This window comes from Chitinophaga rhizosphaerae (assembly GCF_003958645.1).
Classification (GTDB): domain Bacteria; phylum Bacteroidota; class Bacteroidia; order Chitinophagales; family Chitinophagaceae; genus Chitinophaga; species Chitinophaga rhizosphaerae.
Map to the genome: position 1 here is coordinate 130,948 of NZ_RXLO01000004.1, position 19,843 is coordinate 150,790.

The window sequence follows — 19,843 nt, forward strand, 5'->3', positions numbered from 1 at the left end:
CGAATACAAAAATGGGGACTACATATAAACCAAATGTTAAGTATCACTAAATTTAATAGTATAGAAATATTAAAATAATAATTCCTTAACACACTAAACTCCTTGGAAAAACCCAAACGCGCGACCTTCGCTCAATTGCAATATAACAGCCTGCTACAGTAGATTATGATCTAGTTTTAAAAATTCTACGTGGAAACTTTTCTCGAATTTAAAGAATTTTCATAATTTACAAATATTAAACTTTAAGAGGGTGACAGGTTGGATATACTAAACACACGTTACTATGATCCACAAAAGGCTTCAACAACCGTCGGGCGTATTTTTCATCGCCTGGTGCCTCCTTGCCTCTTTCGGCACGTATTTCTGCATGTACGCATTCCGCAAGCCCTTTAACACAGGGCTTTACGAAGGACTGACCCTATTCGGGCTGGGATATAAAACGGTGCTGATCATTGCGCAGGTATTGGGGTATATGGTCTCCAAGTTCGCTGGCATCAAGATAATTTCAGAATTGCGTCCGGAACAGCGCATCCGGCTGGTAGCGTGTTTGATCGGGTTTGCATTGCTCGCGTTGCTGGGGTTCGCGCTCGTTCCCCATCCCTATAATTTCTTCTTCCTTTTCCTGAACGGCCTCCCGCTGGGAATGGTCTGGGGCGTGATTTTCAGTTTCCTGGAAGGCCGTCGCTTCACGGAGATCCTGGGCATGGGGCTCAGCATTTCCATCATCGCCGCCTCCGGCATCCTCAAAACCATTTACCTGGAAATACAGTCACTGCTCCCCTGGATCACCGAATTCTGGATGCCTTTCGTCATCGGCCTCCTGTTTATCCCGCTCACCTGCCTCTTTATCTGGATGCTCTCCGTCATCCCCGCCCCCAGCGAAACCGACAAACTCCTCCGCGCGGAACGCGCGCCCATGACCCCGGCCGATAAATCGGACATCGTGCGCAACTTCTGGCCCGGGCTGCTCTGCATCCTCCTCATATATTGCCTGCTTACCACCCTCCGCGATTTCCGCGACAATTTCAGCGTGGAAATATGGAACGAGATCGGCGGCAACCACTGGAGCCGGAGCATCCTGGCGCAAACGGAGCTCATTAGCACCGTGATCGTAGTGGCCTGCGTATCCTGCCTGTCGCTCATCCGCAACAATATCCGTGGATTGTGGGCCACCAAAGGCCTGATCGCGATCGGCATCATCATGACGGGAGCCAGTACACTGCTGTACCACCGTCACGCCATCGGCCCCTACGGCTGGATGCTGACGCTCGGCACAGGGTTATTCCTGGCGTATATTCCCATCCAGGTGGCGCTGTTCGAAAGACTGATCGCGCTGTTCAAACTGAAAGCCAACGCCGGATTTTTCGTGTACGGCTGCGACGCCATCGGGTACCTCGGCAGTGTAGGGCTTTTGCTCTACCGCGAGTTTTTTATGAAAGACCTCCGCTGGAGCCGCGTGCTCATGCAGTTCAGCTACCTGCTCTGCTTCGCCTGTCTTGCCCTGTTAATTACCGCTTTCGTATATTTCAACCGCAAACACGGCATCCGGAACCTCTTCCGCAAAACGGAAGCGCCCGTTACGCCGAACCTGCACAACTTTACAATACATTTATGAAGAAACTGTTATTCACACCCGGCCCGCTCACCACTTCGCACACCGTAAAAGCCGCTGCCATGGAAGATATGGGCTCGCGCGACGCCGCTTTCGTAACCACCGTGAAAGAGATCCGCGAAGCATTGCCGGTACTGGGCCATGTGTCGAAAGAAGAAGGGTATGAAACCGTGCTGATGCAGGGCTCCGGCACCTTCGGCGTGGAAAGTGTCATCAGCAGCGCCATCGGCGAAAACGACCACCTGCTGGTATTGAGCAACGGCGCTTACGGCGAGCGAATCGTCAAAATGTGCGCGATCCACAAACTGCCGCACACCGTGCTCCGCTTCGAAGAAAACGAAATAACAGACCCCGCCGCCGTGCGCCGCCAGTTGGAACAAGCGCCCCATATCACGCATCTGGCCTGCATCCATAGCGAAACCACCACCGGACTTTTCAATCCCATCGAAGCCATCGGCGCCATTTGCGCAGAACTTGGCAAAACGTTTATCGTAGACGCCATGAGCAGCTTCGGCGGCGTGGAGATCGACATCCGCAAGGCCCATATCCAGTTCCTCGTTTCCTCTTCCAACAAATGCATCGAAGGCATTCCCGGTTTCGCGTTCGTGATCGCGGAAAAAGCGGCGCTCCTCAAAACAAAAGGCCAGGCACGCAGCCTCAGCCTCGATCTGTATGAACAATGGAACGGCCTCGAAACAAACGGACAATTCCGCTTTACCCCGCCCACGCTCAGCATTATGGCTTTCCGCCAGGCGATGCGCGAACTGGAGGAAGAAGGCGGCATCCCCGCCCGCGAGGCGCGATACCGCAAAAACAAGGAAACGCTCGACAAGGGGATGGAAGCCCTCGGCTTCGTGCAGTACCTGCGCCCGGAAATCCAGGGGCACATCATCACATCGTTCCTCTATCCTAACGATCCCTCTTTCCACTTCGAGGAATTTTACCAGGCACTCAGCGACCGCAACTTCGTCATCTATCCCGGCAAACTGAGCAAAACCAACGCTTTCCGCATCGGCAACATCGGCCAGATCTTCCCGGAAGACGTTTCCGCGCTCGTGCAGGCCATCGGCGAGATCATGCAAAAAGAAGCTACGCTTTCCAAATAACTATTTTTTCAACACAACTATGAAGGCGCGCCCATCACCGGGTGCGCCTTTTTCTATCTTCCCCCGAAAAAGAAAACGGCCACGGTAATCCGCGGCCGCCATCATGCAAACAATAACTGGGTTCCTGTTACCAGGGCAGTGAAAATGTTTTGACGTACGTGAAGCATTTCATGGCCTCGATCACGCCTTCCTTGATGCCCAAACCGGAATCCTTGATGCCGCCGAAAGGCGAGCTTTCGATCCGGTAACCAGGCACTTCGTTGATGTTGACCGTTCCCATCCGGAGGTTTTTCACCGCATGGAGCGCCTTTTCCATGTCTTTTGTTACAATACCGGACGACAGCCCGAAAGCCGTACCATTGGCCAGCTCGATGGCGTCTTCGAGGTTTTTCACTTTCATGACGGGCGCCAGCGGACCGAAAGATTCCTGCACGACCATCTGGGCATCGCGGGGAACGTCGGTAATGACGGTGGGCTCGAGGAGCGCGCCGGTCCTGCGGCCGCCGATGCGCACTTTCGCACCCTGGGCCACGGCTTTGTTCACCACATCTTCGAGATATTTTGCCGCGGGCTCGTCGATCACCGTACCCACACGCGTTTCGGGGAGTTCGGGATCACCGGCCAGGTATTCCTTTGTTTTCTCGATCAGTTTTTCCACGAACGCATCATGAATACTTTCCTGCACGAGGATGCGCTTCACCGCGGTACAGCGTTGACCGGAGTTGCGGTAAGCGCCTTCGGCTGCGAGGGTGACGGCGAGGTCCATATCGGCATCTTCGAGGATGATCAGCGGATCGTTGCCACCCAGTTCGAGGATCACTTTCTTGTACCCGGCCTGTTTGGCGATGATCTTCCCCACCGCCACGCTGCCGGTGAACGACACGAGCTCCACGCGCGGGTCTGTCACCAGCACTTCCGCCACTTCCGCCGTAGGCCCGAGCAATACGCTCAGCATGGCCGGCGGCAATCCTGCTTCGTACAGCAGCTCCACGAAACGAACGGCCGTGAGCGGCGTTTTCTCGGAAGGCTTCAGGATGACGGGCGTTCCCGTGGCGATGGCCGGCGCGATTTTATGCGCCACCTGGTTCAGCGGATGGTTAAAGGGTGTGATGGCCACCGCGAGCGACAACGGCTCACGGGTCGTGAATATTTTGCGGGCCTTGCCCTGCGGGGAAATGTCGCAGGAGAAGATCTGTCCGTCGTCTTTGAGCGATTCCAGCGCCGCGAAATGCAGCACATCCCGCGCGCGGCCCACTTCATAGCGTGCCTCGCGGAGCGCGAGCCCTGCTTCGGAAGTGATCAGGCGGGCAAATTCCTCTTTACGTTCTTCGAGCAGTTGCCGTGCCTTATCGAGCACTGCGAAACGCTCGTAACGCGTTTGTTTTACGTTGGCGGAAAGTCCGGCTACGATGGCAGCTTCGGTGTCTTTCCGGGTAGCCAGCGATACCGTTCCGGCGAGACGGCCGTTGTACGGACTCCGCACTTCCAGCTTCTGTGCGGAAATGACGGGTTCTCCGGCGATGTATCCTGTGAGCGACAAAGTTGCGTCTGGTGCAATGGTATTTGACATAACAGGTATTAATTGAGCGTGGTACCGTTTACGGTAAAATCGAAAACATCGAAGTTGCGGGGGTCGCCGCCGGCTTTGCTGCGGTAGGTGGCTTTCAGCGGGTGCGAAATGAGCAGGGGCACCATTTCTTCGTACCGCCCGCCGTGGGAGCGCAGGCCGGAGTCGAGCGCGGAGAGGTCGTGATGCGCGGGGGTGCGGCCCACCACTACATCGCGGGCGGAAAGCACCACCAGGTCTGCGATCCGGTCTGCCGGCTGTTCCAGCAAATGAACGGCCATGTCTTTATTATGCACTTCGGTGATACCGGGTTGTGCCTGCAGCCAGCCGGCCACTTCCGTTTCGCTCACGCCTTCGGGCAGGTGAACGGCCACATAGGAGCCAAGGGCGCCGTGGTGTTTCACGTAAGGGTCGGTGATGGGGCAGATCACGCGGAAGCCGGGGCCGAATTTTTCGGTGAGCATCGTTTCCACGTACAACACGTTAGGTGTGCCGTCTTCCTTCTGCTTGGCGTTCATGCCATGGTCTGCCGTGGCGCCGATAACGGCTCCTGCGGCCAGGAGCCTTCCCAGCTCATGATCGATGGCTTCGTAGAACGCCAGCGAGGGGCCATCCTCGGGCGCGTAGGTATGTTGCATGTAGTCGGTCAAAGAGAGGTAGAGGAAATCGGCGAGGCCTTTTTCGATGAGGGCAACACCGGCGCGGAGCACAAAGAGGCTGGCGTCTGCACTATAGATCGCGGGGGTAGGGAGGCCAAGCACGGTTTCGACGTTGCCGATGCCGTGGGTGGCTTCCTGGGCCTGGTTGGCTTTTTCGGCGGAAAACGCGATGCCGGTCATTTTGTGGCTGAGGATGTCGCGGAGTTTTTCCTTGGCGGTAACCACGGCTACCTTGCGGCCAGCGTTGGCGGCGGCGGCGAGGATGGTCTCGGAGCGGAGGTATTCCGCGGAGTTCATCATCACTTCCTCCTTGCGATCGGTGTCATAGAAGAAATTCCCGCAAATGCCATGTACGGCCGGTGTTACGCCCGTTACGATGGAGGAGTTGTTGACGTTGGTGAACGAAGGCAATGCGCCGCGGACCATGCCCCGGTAGCCCGAAAGGGTCATTTTTTTCAGGTTGGGCATACGGTCGTGCGCCAGCGTGATGTCGAGATATTCATCGGCGGAGCCGTCGAGGCAGATTACAACTACCGGTTGCGCCGGAGGTGTGTAGGTTTTGCCGTTTACGGTGAAAGATCTGGTGGAAATTGACATATGACTTAGTTTATAAATGCTAACTTTTGAATAGTAAAAGTAAACATTTTTACACAAGTCGCCTGTTAATTTTTTATGAAAGTTTTCCCCTGGGGAAATTATTTTTCCCCTTCCTGGAAGAAATAAATAACCAGGAGCAGGGCGGTATCGTCGCCCACATTGGAAGGTTTATGGCCGAGGCGGCCGTCGAAGAAGATGGAATCTCCGGCTTCGAGGATATATTTTTCGTTGTTGATGAGGTATTCCACGGTGCCCGAGATGACGTATTTGTATTCGTAGGCATCCGTTTTTACGATCTGGTTGCGGCGGGCGCCGGGCTTCAGTTCGAGGAGCACAACGTCTGTAGGGCCGCCTTTGATGTTGCGGGTGAGTACCCTTTTATAGAGGAATCCTTTCGCGTTTTCCTTTTCGAAATGCTGGTATTGGTCTTTTTTGATGATGAGGACCTTGGCCGCCTGTTTTTGCTGGTTGATGTCGTTGAAAAACTCGTTCATGTCCAGGTTGAGGGCCCGGATGATATTGACAAGCACGAGCAGGGAAGGAACGGTGCGGTTGTTCTCGATCTGGGAAATGAGACCTTTGCTCACGTCTGCCTTATTGGCCAGTTCCTGCACCGTAATGCCTTTCGCCTTCCGCTTTTCCTTGATTTTATTGCTGATCTGAATGATGATGTCTTCCTGCATCGTGTGTTCGTTTTACCTGGATGAAATTCGCTGATATTCCCGCCAAATTAGCTATTTTAAGGCATATTCGGGGGATAGAAAACCTTACTTTTGCTAAAATTTCCTCATATGTTCAGTATCGACCAGATCGTTACCGTAAGTTTTACCCTGTTCGCCGTGATCGATATCCTGGGATCTATCCCGGTTTTGCTGTCGCTGAAGGAAAAGATCGGGGAAATCAACGCGGTGAAGGCCACGCTGGCTTCCGGCATATTGATGGTGGCGTTTTTACTGGGTGGAAAGGCGTTTTTGAACCTGATGAGCGTAGACCTCCAATCGTTCGCCGTGGCCGGTTCCATCGTGATCTTCATCATCGGCCTGGAAATGATCCTGGGAATTGAATTCTTCAAAAGCGATCAGGACACCAAGACCGGGAGCCTCGTCCCCATTGCGTTCCCCCTCATCGCGGGCTCGGGCACCCTCACCACCATCATGTCCCTGAAAGCCGATTTCGGGGATTACAACATTCTGGCGGGCATCGTCCTGAACCTGCTGATCATCTACATCGTGCTCCGGTCGCTGAGCTACATCGAGCGCATCCTCGGAAAGGCAGGCCTGATGGTGCTCCGAAAGTTTTTCGGGGTGATATTGCTGGCCATTGCGGTCCGTATTTTCAAAAGCAACATCGGCACTTTATAAAATTCTTCCTAAATATTCATTTTTCCATTACATTTGCATTCCTTCAAAAGGCCCGGCCTCGTAGTACAATGGATAGTATAAGAGTTTCCGAAGCTCCAGATACAGGTTCGATTCCTGTCGAGGCTACCGGTAAAAACCCGCAAACCAGCTACAATAAAGCGTTTGCGGGTTTTTTTATTGCCCGGCGCTGTCAACTTCGTGGCCCTTTCCCGCTCCTTCCCCTTTTCAGCCCCGAAAGTCCCGGATGCTTTTGAGCCAAAATCATTAGTTTTAAACCTAAATTCCTATACCCATGTATACCCAAACTGAAGAAAACATACTCGACGAAGAAGTCGTATTAACCGAAGCCTCCACTGGCAAACGATTTGCCAATTACATCATCGATCTGATCGTTTTTTACCTCATCATGTTTTCGCTGGGCATCGTTATCGCCCTGATCTTTGGCGCCGAAGCGCTGGAATATGAGGAAACTGCCAGTTCAAAAGCACTGGAACTCATCCTATCGTTCGCCATTTACGGTACTTACTACGGCCTGACAGAAGGACTTTCAAAAGGTAAAACCCTCGGCAAAGCGATTACCGGCACCCGCGCCGTGCAAGAAGACGGCTCCCCGGTCAAACTCGCTTCAGCCTTCAAACGCGGCCTTATCCGGCTGATCCCCTTCGAAGTGCTGAGCGCGTTCGGCAGCCCCAGCTATCCATGGCACGACAAATGGTCGAATACGCTCGTTATCGATGAAAAACGGAGCACCGGTCGCAACGAATCCAACAACTGATCCGAAGCAAATAAATAATCCCTGCAAATAGGGCTGACCGCATGCAAACGGTCAGCCCTATTTTATGTACTGATACTACATCATTCCATCACCATTCCCTACCTGATCGCATAAATCCTGTATGCAACTTTCCCCACACCCGACAACCGCCCCACCCCGATCGCAACCGTATGATTCAGCCAGGCGTATTTCGGGGAACTGGTCTCGAAAACGGGGTTCGACCGGAAATAATAATCCTCCGGCGAAAGCGTATGCCCTTTCCCGGCGCCGATAACGGCATTCGTTTTCGCATCCGCAAACAGGTATCCCTGATAGGTTATATAAATCAGCGCCCCGTCGTCTGTCTGGACCGTGGCGCGGACGTCCATTTTAAAAGTGAGGGAGTCTGCAACGATCCCCCAATCCGCGCCGCCGGGCAACACCTTTCCATTGATCTTCCCCTTGACCGTTCCGCCGGTGGCGGGATAGATGACGCGGGTGCCGGGCAATACCTTGCCCACCATTTGCGGGGCCGACAATTCGAGCTCCATGTCGAAAATAAACTCAGATTTCAGTTCCTGTGAAAATAATTGCTGCCGGATGCAGGTGGATAGGATGAAAAGCGTGATAATAAATCTGTGCATACATGATAAATTTATAATCATGAAAAACGGCGCCCGTCTGCAACGGGCGCCGTGAGAGTTATGACAAATATAGGCATTAGTGCGTCTGCTTGAGCGCTCCCTGGCTCCGGTCGATCTGCTGTTGCGGAATGGGGAACGTTTCGTCTTTCGCGTCGAAAGTAATGTTCTCGAAGGCAGAGAGGATATTCCCTTCGAAGCCCGAGTAACTTTCGATCGTTTGCTTGGCGATCCCCCAGCGCACGAGATCATAGAAGCGATGGCCTTCCAGCGCCAGTTCCAGCCTGCGCTCGAAGCGCACCGCGTTGCGCGCCATGTCTTGCGACGTAAACACCAGGTAAGGTTTCACGTTGTAAGCCGCTGCAGGCGTACCGCCCACCGTTCTCCCCGGCAGGTTGGCGGCCCGGGCGCGCACCTTGTTCACGAGCGCAAGCGCCGCCGCCAGGTTGTTCTTCTCGACATAGATTTCCGCTGCCATCAGATACACGTCTGCCAAACGGATAATGTTCACGTTCAGGCTCGTTACGTAGTTGGCGCCGGCAACCGTTTCCGTCCCGCGGGAGGATGCGTCTACCATGTGTTTCACGGCAACGAACGGCCCAGCGTACGCCGGGTCCCGGATCCAGGCGTCGCCCGGCATGATACCCCAGTCGCGGTAAGGAACGCCGCGGCGGCCAACGGTATAATCGAGGCGGGGATCGAATGCGAGGGATTTATTCACCTGGTAGTTATCCTTGGCGTTACCCGTCAGCCCGAAATCGGACAGATACGGATTGGTACGATAGCTGCCATCGAGCATGGGAAGGCCGAGGGGGGTTACGCGGAATGAATTCACCAGGTCGAAAGTAGGCTGGAAGAATCCGCAGCAGGAAACCGGCGCGGTACCATAGAAACCGCCGAGCATATCGCCGACGTTGGCGTTATCGCCGCTACCATCGGGGTTGATGGCGTGCTGTGCGGCGAAGATGCTTTCAGGGCCGTTTTCTTTCGTTACGTTGAAGTTATCGTCGAAGGGGATCGTCGTAATGTCGGGCCTTGCGGCGATAACGGTCGTGAACAGCGGCAACGCTTCGTCGTATTTTTTCTGATAGAGGTACACTTTCCCCAGGTATGCCTGCGCAGCGGTCTTGTTGGCGCGGCCGGGATCAGACATGGTAACCGGGAGATTGTCCATCGCGAATTTGAAGTCGGCCTCGATCTTCGGATACACTTCTCCTTCGTTGGTCACTTTCAACGCGTCTTCGGGCGACATCGTTTCATCCACATAGGGAAGTTTGGAGAAAGTCCTGCGGAGGAAAAAGTAATAGTGCGCACGGAGGAAGCGGGCTTCGGCCTCTACTTCCCTGGCCCTCGTATCGGAGAGCTTGTCGGCAGAACCGGCCTGTACCAGTTTCAGCAACCGCAGTGTGTTGTTACAACGGGCGATGCCTTCGTAGTACCGGTTCCACATGATCTCGGTATTATCGTTGGTGGGCGACACATAGTGCAGCTCTACCTGGTTCATGTTGGGCTGGTCGCCGTTATTACTGCCTTTGTGGGCGTTATCGGCGCCTACTTCCCCGAACAGCCATTGGCTGGGCGCGGAGGAATAGTTGCCCCAGGTACCGGAAACGTTGCCGTTTACCAGGCCGTATGCGCCTGTCAGCATACCTTCCACACCCCGGGCGGATTTGATCTGGTCCTGGCTCAGTTCTCCCTGGGGGTTCCTTTCCAGGAAGTCTGCGCCGCAGGAGCCCAGTACTGTAGCGCATGCCACTAATATGATGCTATGAATCCTTTTCATGTTCAAATACTTTTAAATTAGAAACCTGCACTAAAACCGATTAAAAACTGGCGAGACACGGGGTACACGCCGAAATCCACGCCCAAAGCCGAGAAAGTGGAGTTGGTCTGGCTCACTTCAGGATCGAGACCAGTGTACTTTGTGAGCGTAAACAGGTTGGATGCGCCTACGTATGCACGCAGCGTACGCATGTTGCCCTTGAACCAGTTGTCTACTTTAAAGTTGTAGCCGATCTGGAGGTTCTTCATGCGGAAGTAACTACCGTCCTGCACATAATATCCGGAAGACGCCAGCTCGTAGTCAGACGCTTTGCGGTTCGGCGTATGGATCCTGGAGTTCGGGTTGGTGGGAGACCAGCGGTCGAGCATACGCACGCTGGCGGTACCGTCGAACGTACTGAAGTCCGTAAAGTAACGGGTGGCTTCATACAGGTCGTTGCCCTGCGAACCGTTGAAGAACATGGCCAGGTCCCAGCTTTTGTACTTGGCGTTGATGCCGAAGCTATACAGGAAGTCGGGGTGCGGGTTGCCGATGATGGTACGGTCGGCCGGCGTGATCTGCCCGTCGCCGGTAACATCGACGTATTTGGGGCCGCCTACGCGCGCGCCGCTGTATTTGGGGCTTTTCGCGAGATCGTCTGCGCTGGTATAAACACCATCCCATTTGTAACCGTAGAAGGAACCGAAGGGCTCGCCCGGACGGAGGATCGTGGTTTGAAGGCTACGGAAAGTGCCGTACACCTGCTCTTTCACGGAAGGCGCCAGCGCTACTACCTGGTTCACGTTACGGGAAATGTTCACGTTGACGTCGAGCTTGAAGGGTTTATTTTCACGCTGGCCGTAATGATAACCCAGGCCCAGTTCGATACCGGTATTCTTCATGTCGCCGATATTCACGAAAGGCGCCGCGCCCATACCGATGGATGCCGACGGCAGGGGGACCGGGTACAGCATGTCGGTGGTTTTACGGCTATACCAGTCGATGGCGCCGTCGAATTCGCCATTGAGCAACGTAAAGTCGAGACCGATGTTGAAGGATTTGAGCTCCTCCCATTTCACGTTCTCGTTTTTATATGCTTTCTGCCAAACGCCCCCGGTAACCGACTTCCCGTTGAAGGGATAGAAGGCGTTGGCGATAAGGCTCTCGTAACGGTCGATGTACTGGAACGCAGGGATACGCTGGTTACCGGTAATTCCATAGCCCGCACGCAGTTTCAGATCGGTGATGAAATTGTTGCCTTTGAGGAAATCCTCTTCGGAAAGGCGCCAGGCCACGCTTCCTGCAGGGAAGGTACCGTACCGGCTGTTCTTGCTGAAGTTGGAAGATCCGTCGCGGCGAACCGTGAGGCTCAGGAGGTAACGGTCGCGGTAGGAATAATCCGCACGGCCGAAGATGGAGAACAGCGAGCCCACACCGCCGCTAGACGTGTTGTTGATGTTGGACGCACCGGCCGGGAGGTAATAATAATCCGTCAGCCCGAGCAGGAAGTAATCGTTACGACCGGCAGACAGGAAGCGGTTGCGGGAGCGGAACGCTTCCGTACCGGCGAGCACCGTCAATGAATGCACGTTGGCCACTTCCCATTTGTAGGTCAGGGTATTGGTCCAGGTCCATTCGGTGTTGAAGCCCTGGTTTTCCGACATACCGTTGGCCGCGCTGCCTTCGGAGAATTCGAGGTTCGGGTATGTGAGCGAAATGCCGCTGTAGTTTTCGTAGCGCAACCCGAAAGAGGTTTTGGCCACGAGCCCTTTCACGAGGTCCACTTCACCGAATACGTTCCCGAAGAAGAAGTTTCTTTTCTGGACGTTGTCTTTAGCACGATAAAGCAGCGCCAGCGGGTTCTGGGCGTTGCCGAGCTTATCGCCGCGGCTGCCGGCGAAGTTGCCCATAATATCATATACGGGGATGATCACCGGGATGCGGTACGCAAAGCCGAGGGCACTGCCTTCGCCCTGGTAGTCGCCGGAAACGTTGGGGTTCACACCTACGCCCACAAATTCTTCGTAGCTGTACTGCATATTTTCGCCGAAGCGGAAATGGTTGTTGAACGCGGAGAACCGGGTGTTGGCGCGACCGTTGTAGCGGTTATAGCCGGTGTGGCGGATGGTGCCTTTCTGGCCCAGGTAACCCGCGCCGATGGCGTAGGTAGCGTTATCTCCACCGCCGTTTACGCCCAGCTGAACGTTGCGGATGGGCGCGGTTTGCGAGATTTCGTCGAACCAGTTGGTACCTTGTTTGTTCGCCTTGGTGATCTGGTAAAAGGTTTCGCTGGCGCGGCTGTAATTATAACGGGAAGGGTCTGCATCGGCAGCGGTCACTTTCTGCCCCGTCACTTTACCGGCCACGAGGTACTCGGGTAGCGTCGGCGTGGCGCCGGTACCGTAGTTGTTACCCGTGGTGCCTTCCTGGCCCGGGGTTTGGCCGGAGTTCCGGAATGCTTCGTAGACGTACTCCGCGTATTGCTGCGGGTTCATCATTTTGGGGAAGGCGTTCTTGTTGGGCACCTGCGTACCGAAATAAGAGCTGAGATTGATCTTCGGCGGCCCTTTCACGCCCTGGCGGGTGGTGATGATGACAACGCCGTTGTTGGCGCGGGCACCGTAGATGGATGCAGAAGATGCATCTTTCAGTACCTGCATGGTTTCAATGTCGTTCTGATCGAGCCATGAAAGTTTGCCTTCATACGGCACACCGTCGATGACGAACAGTGGATCGTTGTTGTTGATAGTGCTGAAACCGCGGATACGGATCTGGGGCGTGGCACCGGGGGCGCCGTCGCTGATGATCTGAACACCGGTGGCTTTACCCTGGAGCGATTCCACGGGGCTGGCCACGGGCTGCTGTTTCATCTGGTTTACGTTGACTACGGCCACCGCACCTGTCAGGTCTTTCACGCGTTGCGCGGAATAACCTGTTACCACAACTTCATCGAGCGAAGTATTGGAAAATGCGAGTGTAATGTCGTAGGATTTGCCCGCCGCAACGGCTATTTCCTGGGCAGTGAAGCCAATGCTGGAAATCATGAGAATGTCTCCGGTATTGGCCTGAATGGTGAATTCACCATTTTCGTTCGTAACGGTGCCTTTGCTCGTGCCCTTGATTTGCACGGCGGCGCCGGGAACAGGCTGCTTGTCTTGTTCACTGATTACTTTGCCTTTAACGGTTTGTACCTGTTGAAAGTACAGGCCGGTGGCTATGGAAGCGTGAACGGAAAGGGGACCGGATAGTGCGGCGGTAAGGAAAAAGGTTCCGCTTATCGCTTTTGTCAAAAAAGCAATATTCCTCTTTTTTTTCATATTTTTGATGCGTTATAGTTCAGCGAAGTTTTTTGAACTGTATCTCGGCAAAGCTTCTCCCGGCTTTGCCTGCCGGCAATACTCCCATATTGCCGGTTTTATGTGAAGGCCTAATTATCTGTCATAACATGGATTTTAAAAGTGAATAAAATGCCGCGTACACGGCACAACCGTCTACACCGGTCACAAACAGGCATACGTCTGCAGATACGGGCCTGCCGTCGGTTTTAAGAATGGACTATTAAGCTTGGATTGAACTGACGTGGTTCAACTATATCGATCTTGATTTTTGGTTTTCTCTTTTGAGCCGGTTCCCATAAAATGTTTTTTAGTGAATGGACATATTCGATCTAACCTGATAAAAAATGGACATCCCAGGGACGTTGCTGGATAATAGAATGGCGGAGGGTTAATGCATGTAGTTCATGCGTTGCCAGTAACGGTGGAATTTTTTTCGTTCAAATAATATTAGTATTTACTAAAAGTACATGATCTTTTATATAAATCCAAGCACTGCGATAAAATCTTCTGCCCGATTTTATAAACATAGCTTTTAATTGACGATCGGCAGACGATTCTTCCGGAAGCCGCACCAACATTGCTGCCTGTGCTACGCTATCCCGGTTCCGGATGTGGCTCAACTTATCTGGTGACGCGCCGCTTCCCGTTTAGTACCATCCCATTTCAAAAAAAATTCCCTCCTTCCGCAAACCTCCTTGACTCCTCCCTGTTTCAATAATAAAACCCGTACCATGCAATACGGCGGCACCGGCGTGTTCATGGGATCCGGCCGCAACATCGCCCGGCCAGAAAAAATTTCAGGCCGCAAAACCTATATTACGATATGGAGCATCAGTTTTTCCTCTTCATCCTGCTGGTAATTTTCATCCAGCTGATCGTTATGCTGTCGCAGAAAATCCGCGTCGCCTATCCCATCATCCTGCTGCTGGGCGGCCTTTCGCTCTGCGCCATTCCCGGCATCCCGGCCGTGGCCATCAATCCGCAGTACATCTTCGTCATCTTCCTCCCTCCCTTGTTATATGAAGCGGCTTGGTACACTTCGTGGAAGGACCTCTGGCGCTGGCGCCGCGTCATCGGCTCGTTCGCATTCATCATGGTGATCGTTACCTCGTTCATCGTGGCCTGGGTGAGCAGCTCCTTCATCCCGGGATTCACCATGGCGCTGGGTTTCCTGCTGGGAGGGATCGTATCGCCGCCAGACGCCGTCAGCGCCACTTCGGTACTCAAATACGTGAAAGTGCCCAAACGGCTATCGGCCATCATCGAAGGGGAAAGCCTGCTGAACGATGCATCCAGCCTCATCGTCTTCCGCTTTGCGCTCGTGGCGGTAGACTCCGGCCGTTTCATTTTCCGGGAAGCCGCCATCAGTTTCGTCACCGTGATCTTCATGGGCATCGCCATCGGGATCGCCGTGGCCGTCGTCTATTATTTCCTGCACCGCAAACTCCCCACTTCCGCGAATATGGACATCGTGCTCACGCTCACCGCGCCGTACGTGATGTACCTCACCGCGGAAATGTTCCATTTCTCCGGCGTACTGGCCGTGGTGAGCGGGGGATTATTCCTTTCTTACCGCAGCCACGAATTCCTGTCGGCCGGCAGCCGGTTGCGGGGCTCATCTGTCTGGAGTACCGTCGCGTTCGTGCTCAACGGCCTCGTGTTTTTGCTCATCGGGCTGGAGATGCCCGTCGTCATCCGCGACCTGGGGCCCGTTTCGCTGGGCAGCGCCATCGGTTACGGCGTGCTCATCACGGTGGTGCTCATCCTCACACGGCTGGCCTGTACGTATTTCGCTTCCGTGTTCACAGTTTTCATCAGCCGTTTCATCACCACGGCCGATCCCAGCCCCGGCTGGAAAGGCCCGCTGATCTTCGGATGGGCGGGCATGCGCGGCGTGGTATCGCTGGCGGCGGCGCTTTCGCTCCCGTTCTCTTTCCCGCAGCGCAACCTCATCCTGTTCATCACGTTCACCGTTATACTGCTGACGCTCGTGGTGCAGGGGCTGTCGCTGCCCTGGCTGGTGAAGAAACTGGACATGGAAGATGCGGACCATCCCAAACCTGTCGAAGAGCAAGACCATATCGTCCGCGAAAAACTGGCGGCCCTCGGCATCAGGTATCTCGACGAACATTACGCAAACGAGTTGGCCGGCAACATCCCGTTGCAGCATTTGCGGGCGCGGTACGTGGCGGAAGAATTGGCGCGGGGGAATGTGGCCGACGGCGATCATGAGGTGTACCGCAAAGTGGCGTTCGAGCTGCTGGGGGTGCAGCGGAATTATTTGCTGGAGATCAATGCGGCGTCGTATAGTACAGACGACGGGGTGATCCGGAAGTACCTGGGGTTGTTGGACCTGGAAGCGGAAAAGCTCCGGTTGAAATCGGCGGAGGAGGGAGCTGAATAGGCAAACTGGTATGTGCAAATCCTGTCAGTAAAAAAGCCCTGGTCACCTTACCCCCATCGTGCCCGGGGTGCATCTATAATATGTATCAACCGAAATTTTTCACCTGCCGCCCCCGTCAATCGAGAAGTATGTGCCTGTTCTTCCACCCGCAAACCCAGCGTTATGAAAGCCTCCGGTAGCTCACTGGCAGGCCGTTATTCCGGCGTGCTGTCGAAGGATCACGTCCGGATGCTGTCCTGGATGGAACGGAGCGGCATGTGCACGCGCGAAGAAGCCCTGACGGGGAGCGCCCTTCCCCCGGAACCCGCGCTGGCAACCCTCACGCAACTGGAAAGGCATTATCTCCTGCAGGAAACGGGTGGATGGATGCGCATCACCCCGGAAGGAAGCTCGCTCCTCACCACTTTGGGCCAGGGCGCAGGGAGTTTCCGCTCCTTCATCCCTCCCGGCACATTGCCAGATATGGAACAGCGCTGGCTGGAAACCATGGCCCTCCAATACCGGGAACATTACCACACCGCCTGGCTCAACACCCTCCAATGCCTGAAATTCTGGAGCTGGATACGCCGGCCCCGCTCTCGGAAGGACCGCCGCAAGCACAAGCCCGTTAAACAATATATCGCCATCCTGCTGCACGACCTCCTGTTCCACCCCCTGCCCGCCGTGTTCCCACCCGGATTCACCGACGCAGGGAAAGTGCCATCGTTCCTCAAAACCTGGCAGGCAGTCTGCGATATCCGCCCCGCGCCGCGGTACTCGCTCACCGAATACCTCCGGCTCAAAGACCTTTTCTTCCGACACGAGCGCTACAGCATGATGTACCTCCTGGAAGCGCGCCATTACCGGGCGCCCCACTTCCGGCTCAACATGCGGAATATATACCGTTACTTTCTCCACGAAACACGGCCACACCGCAAAACGGTCATCCCTGCGCCACCGCCGCCCGGCGCCATTACGTTGCCGGTACTGTCGGCCGCCGTGGCAACGGAAGACCTTCGCCACGTCCCGCAGGATTACTGGCCGCTGCAAATCCCCTGCGCGCTGAAGCACTTTTTCCGCGACAGCGCCCACGACCGCCTCAGCCAGGTGATCCGCGTGGCGCCGTTCACCATCCGGATTCACGACATCATCACCCACGAACCGCTGCACCTGAGCCCCGAAGAACCCAAGGAGCCTTGCTGCTCCATCCAGGTACTGCAAAGGGTAATGCCTTGTGAACACGCGGAAAAAACGGCTTTCTTCGGATGCGGAATGTACCAGGAAGAAGACCCCGGCGAAAAATTCCACCGTCTTTCCGCCGACGTGTATTACTGCGCATTCAGGGCAGACATCCGGCCGGAAGACCTCGTCCGCCTCGCCGCCACCTGGCCACAACTGGCCACCCTGGCCGGCAAAGCCGCCGCCTGGCTCCATGGCGCACAGCCTGCAGTGAACCTCCGCGCCAATGAGCTGGTGAACATGCTGCTGACCCAGGTATTGCATTGCAACTACATCGGCGATGTGGCGCAATGCTTCCTCCGCCGCATCTGCATCGATCTGCTGCTGGCCGCCGCCATGCAAAACAGGATGGCCGCCATCAAAAGGCACGTACGCCTCACCCCGGCCGACAAAGCGGCCCTGCACGATATTTTCACGCAGGCCCGGCAAGACGTAGGCATATTGACCGACGTGCAGATGCTCACCGAACGGTTCCACCTCAGCCGGTATAAATTCCAGAACGGCTTCCTGCAGGAATTCGGCATCTCCCCGAACGACTACCATCACATGCTTATCATGTACCACGCCTTCCACCTTTTGCACCGCAACGGCAAATCGATGCTCATCACCGCCATCCGCTGCGGTTTCGAAACGCCGGCGGCACTGCGCAGCGCCTATATCCGGCACTTCGGGAGCGATCCCTGCCATCTCGCCCATATGCAATAGCGATTTTGGATTTTAATTAACAGGTCATCTGTTAATATAAATCTATCCCACCTATGCTTTTTCCACCGGCCAGATCGTCTTCACGAAAAAAGATTCCAGCATCTTGGAATACCGGAAGTTCGACAAACGGGTGAAAGGCGGGCACGTCCAAATCCGCCACCAGCCAGACACTGCGGGCAATTACCGCCGGCAACGATATGGTTACCGATGAAATTGACGTAATTTGGGGCATGACCCGATTTACCGCCATCCTGAAAAAATTTGCCAAAGCCGGAGATAAAACCGGCTGGACGTACCTGGAAATTCCGGCAACCATCGCCGAGAAGCTAAAACCGGGCATGAAGCAAACTTACCGGGTGAAAGGGCTCATCGATCAACACGCCATCGCCCAGACGGCCATATTACCCTCCGGCGACGGAAATTTCATCCTCCCTGTGAACGCCGGTATGCGCAAGGCGATCGGGAAGAAACAGGGTGCTTCCGTGCAGGTGAGCCTTGAAGAAGACACACAGGCTTACGCGATGAACGCCGATTTCGCCGACTGCCTGGCCGACCTGCCTGCTGCGCAGGAATTCTTCGGATCGCTGGCCCCGAGCCACCGCCGATACTTCTCGAAATGGATAGACGATGCCAAAACGGAGGAGACCCGGGCGAGGCGCATCGCCGCATCGCTCAACGCTTTGGAGCGCCGTATGAACTACGGGGAAATGATCCGTTCGCTGAAGGCCGACCGTGGGGCTTGACCGCTTTCGTTTTTAACTTTTCCTTAGAATCGGGTGGGATATCTTACGGTAATGAAGCCCTTCTATCTCCTTTGGTGTACCGGTATCCTGCTGCTCCCCACAGGCCTTGCCTCCGCGCAACAGGCGCAGGGCACGGTGTATGCGCACGATTCGCTGCCGCTGCCGGGCTCGGCCGTCACCAATATCCGCAATCATGTCACGATACTTTCCTGCCTGGCGGGCCGCTTCGTTATTCCCGCGCTTCCCGGAGACACATTGCTGATACAGGCGTTGGGGCATTTACCCTCGTCGGTGACCGTGCGCACCGGCGCGTTGCACATTTACCTGTATCCGAAGATCGAGCAATTGGCGGGCGTGGAGATCCGGCAGCGGAAGCGACGGCTGGATTCGCTGGAAGACCGGGAAAATTTCCGTGCGGGCTTCAATTTCCGGCGGCCGAAGTTCCGGGAAGTGGTCTTGATCACGCCCACGGGTATCGGCATCAATATCCATAAATTATATAAAGCATTATCCTTCTCCAATAACCGGTCGAAAGCCACGTTCCGGCGAAGGCTGATCGAATACGAGCAGGCGCAGTTTACCAGCGAGCGTTTCAGCGATTCGCTGGTGGCCCGGTATACGGGGCTCAGGGGCGACAGCCTGATTTTCTTCATCAACCGTTTCCCGCCCGCCTACAAATTTGCGTTGGAGGCATCCGATTACGATTTCATCCGGTACATCCGCCAGGCGGCAGACAGTTTCAGGCTGGGGCTCAGCCGTTACCCCTTGCCTCGATGAAGGCCGCGATTTTCGGGAAAGCGATATGGAACCAGTGGGTGTAAATGCCGGGATGGGCGATAAGATCTTCGCGGATTTCGTCCAGCGAAAGGAATTTGTGCGCCTGCACTTCGGCGGCGTTTGGCTGAACGGGGCCGTTGTAGGTGCCGAGCAGTACGTGGTCGAACTCGTTTTCGGTGAGGCCGTTATCGAATTCGGCGCGATAGGAGAAGCTGAAAATTTCTTCGAGGGGGCAATCGAACCCCATTTCTTCGGCGAGGCGGCGGTGTGCGGCCGCGGGCGTGTCTTCTCCGGGAAGTTGGTGGCTGCAGCAGGTGTTGGTCCATAGGCCGCCGGAGTGATATTTATCCGCCGCGCGTTGTTGCAGGAGCATTTTCCCGTTGCCGTTGATGACGAAAACGGAGAATGCGCGATGGAGGAGGCCTTTCTGGTGAGCTTCCAGTTTTTCCATGGTGCCAACGGGCTCGTCTTTTTCGTTGACGAGGATGACGGGAGGTAAAGACATGTTGATGCCGGAAATGGTTCGGCCCTCAAGTTAGGGCAAGTTCCTTGCATTTTGACAGCATTCTTGTTGAATGGCGGGTTGGCTATGTCCCGCT

16 protein-coding genes and 1 tRNA gene are annotated in these 19,843 nt (G+C 55.0%); 9 read left to right on the forward strand and 8 right to left on the reverse strand.

The window, feature by feature from the left end; genetic code table 11:
- The first annotated feature begins 283 nt into the window (after positions 1-283).
- Together EJ361_RS11065 and EJ361_RS11070 are read left to right on the forward strand one after the other, a co-directional pair.
- A complete protein-coding gene (locus EJ361_RS11065) occupies positions 284-1,615 on the forward strand; it encodes a DUF5690 family protein (RefSeq protein ID WP_205686993.1) in 1,332 nt (443 codons plus the stop codon).
- Entirely contained in the window at positions 1,612-2,718 is a 1,107-nt protein-coding gene (locus tag EJ361_RS11070; protein ID WP_126245683.1) for a 2-aminoethylphosphonate--pyruvate transaminase, read from the forward strand. Before EJ361_RS11065 ends, EJ361_RS11070 begins: the two co-directional genes overlap by 4 nt.
- A gap of 127 nt (positions 2,719-2,845) precedes the next feature.
- Here EJ361_RS11070 and phnY read toward each other — a convergent pair whose 3' ends face one another.
- The 3 genes from phnY to EJ361_RS11085 all read right to left on the reverse strand — a co-directional run bounded on the left by phnY (position 2,846) and on the right by EJ361_RS11085 (position 6,224).
- Positions 2,846-4,288, reverse strand: a complete 1,443-nt coding sequence (phnY, locus tag EJ361_RS11075) for a phosphonoacetaldehyde dehydrogenase (protein WP_126245684.1) — start codon at positions 4,286-4,288, stop codon at positions 2,846-2,848.
- 8 nt (positions 4,289-4,296) lie between these two features.
- A complete protein-coding gene (phnA, locus tag EJ361_RS11080; protein ID WP_126245685.1) occupies positions 4,297-5,541 on the reverse strand; it encodes a phosphonoacetate hydrolase in 1,245 nt (414 codons plus the stop codon).
- Positions 5,542-5,639: 98 nt separating this feature from the next.
- Entirely contained in the window at positions 5,640-6,224 is a 585-nt protein-coding gene (locus tag EJ361_RS11085; protein WP_126245686.1) for a helix-turn-helix domain-containing protein, read from the reverse strand.
- A 108-nt stretch (positions 6,225-6,332) separates the two neighbouring features.
- Between EJ361_RS11085 and EJ361_RS11090 the strand changes: the two genes are divergently transcribed.
- From EJ361_RS11090 to EJ361_RS11100, 3 genes are all read left to right on the forward strand, one after another.
- Positions 6,333-6,902, forward strand: coding sequence for a MarC family protein (locus EJ361_RS11090; RefSeq protein ID WP_126245687.1), 570 nt, complete (start codon positions 6,333-6,335; stop codon positions 6,900-6,902).
- A gap of 54 nt (positions 6,903-6,956) precedes the next feature.
- Positions 6,957-7,028 (forward strand) — tRNA-Arg (locus EJ361_RS11095).
- A 166-nt stretch (positions 7,029-7,194) separates the two neighbouring features.
- Positions 7,195-7,677 (forward strand): RDD family protein, encoded by a 483-nt coding sequence (locus EJ361_RS11100; protein WP_126245688.1) that lies wholly within the window; start codon positions 7,195-7,197, stop codon positions 7,675-7,677.
- A gap of 98 nt (positions 7,678-7,775) precedes the next feature.
- Here EJ361_RS11100 and EJ361_RS11105 read toward each other — a convergent pair whose 3' ends face one another.
- From EJ361_RS11105 to EJ361_RS11115, 3 genes are all read right to left on the reverse strand, one after another.
- The gene (locus tag EJ361_RS11105) at positions 7,776-8,300 is read right to left on the reverse strand and encodes a DUF3237 domain-containing protein (RefSeq protein ID WP_164714187.1); all 525 of its coding nucleotides are present in this window, start codon (positions 8,298-8,300) and stop codon (positions 7,776-7,778) included.
- Between the two features lie 76 nt (positions 8,301-8,376).
- Positions 8,377-10,080: a RagB/SusD family nutrient uptake outer membrane protein gene (locus tag EJ361_RS11110; RefSeq protein ID WP_126245690.1), complete on the reverse strand. Its 1,704-nt coding sequence runs from the start codon at positions 10,078-10,080 to the stop codon at positions 8,377-8,379.
- 17 nt (positions 10,081-10,097) lie between these two features.
- Positions 10,098-13,349 (reverse strand): SusC/RagA family TonB-linked outer membrane protein, encoded by a 3,252-nt coding sequence (locus tag EJ361_RS11115; RefSeq protein WP_240646608.1) that lies wholly within the window; start codon positions 13,347-13,349, stop codon positions 10,098-10,100.
- 871 nt (positions 13,350-14,220) lie between these two features.
- Between EJ361_RS11115 and EJ361_RS11120 the strand changes: the two genes are divergently transcribed.
- Both EJ361_RS11120 and EJ361_RS11125 read left to right on the forward strand, forming a co-directional pair.
- Entirely contained in the window at positions 14,221-15,801 is a 1,581-nt protein-coding gene (locus EJ361_RS11120) for a Na+/H+ antiporter (protein ID WP_126245692.1), read from the forward strand.
- A 162-nt stretch (positions 15,802-15,963) separates the two neighbouring features.
- Positions 15,964-17,724 carry an AraC family transcriptional regulator gene (locus EJ361_RS11125; RefSeq protein ID WP_126245693.1) on the forward strand — a complete coding sequence of 587 codons (1,761 nt, stop codon included), beginning with the start codon at positions 15,964-15,966 and terminating at the stop codon, positions 17,722-17,724.
- Positions 17,725-17,755: 31 nt separating this feature from the next.
- Here EJ361_RS11125 and EJ361_RS11130 read toward each other — a convergent pair whose 3' ends face one another.
- Positions 17,756-17,956: a hypothetical protein gene (locus tag EJ361_RS11130; RefSeq protein WP_126245694.1), complete on the reverse strand. Its 201-nt coding sequence runs from the start codon at positions 17,954-17,956 to the stop codon at positions 17,756-17,758.
- On the opposite strand from EJ361_RS11130, the gene EJ361_RS11135 reads away from it, so the two are divergent.
- Together EJ361_RS11135 and EJ361_RS11140 are read left to right on the forward strand one after the other, a co-directional pair.
- Positions 17,955-18,467 (forward strand): YdeI/OmpD-associated family protein, encoded by a 513-nt coding sequence (locus tag EJ361_RS11135; protein WP_126245695.1) that lies wholly within the window; start codon positions 17,955-17,957, stop codon positions 18,465-18,467. The two genes, EJ361_RS11130 and EJ361_RS11135, sit on opposite strands and share 2 nt — an antisense overlap.
- A gap of 51 nt (positions 18,468-18,518) precedes the next feature.
- On the forward strand, positions 18,519-19,244 hold the full coding sequence (locus EJ361_RS11140) for a hypothetical protein (protein ID WP_126245696.1): 726 nt from the start codon (positions 18,519-18,521) through the stop codon (positions 19,242-19,244).
- Here EJ361_RS11140 and idi read toward each other — a convergent pair.
- Positions 19,219-19,749 carry an isopentenyl-diphosphate Delta-isomerase gene (gene idi / locus EJ361_RS11145; protein WP_126245697.1) on the reverse strand — a complete coding sequence of 177 codons (531 nt, stop codon included), beginning with the start codon at positions 19,747-19,749 and terminating at the stop codon, positions 19,219-19,221. The two genes, EJ361_RS11140 and idi, sit on opposite strands and share 26 nt — an antisense overlap.
- Between the last annotated feature and the right edge of the window lie 94 nt (positions 19,750-19,843).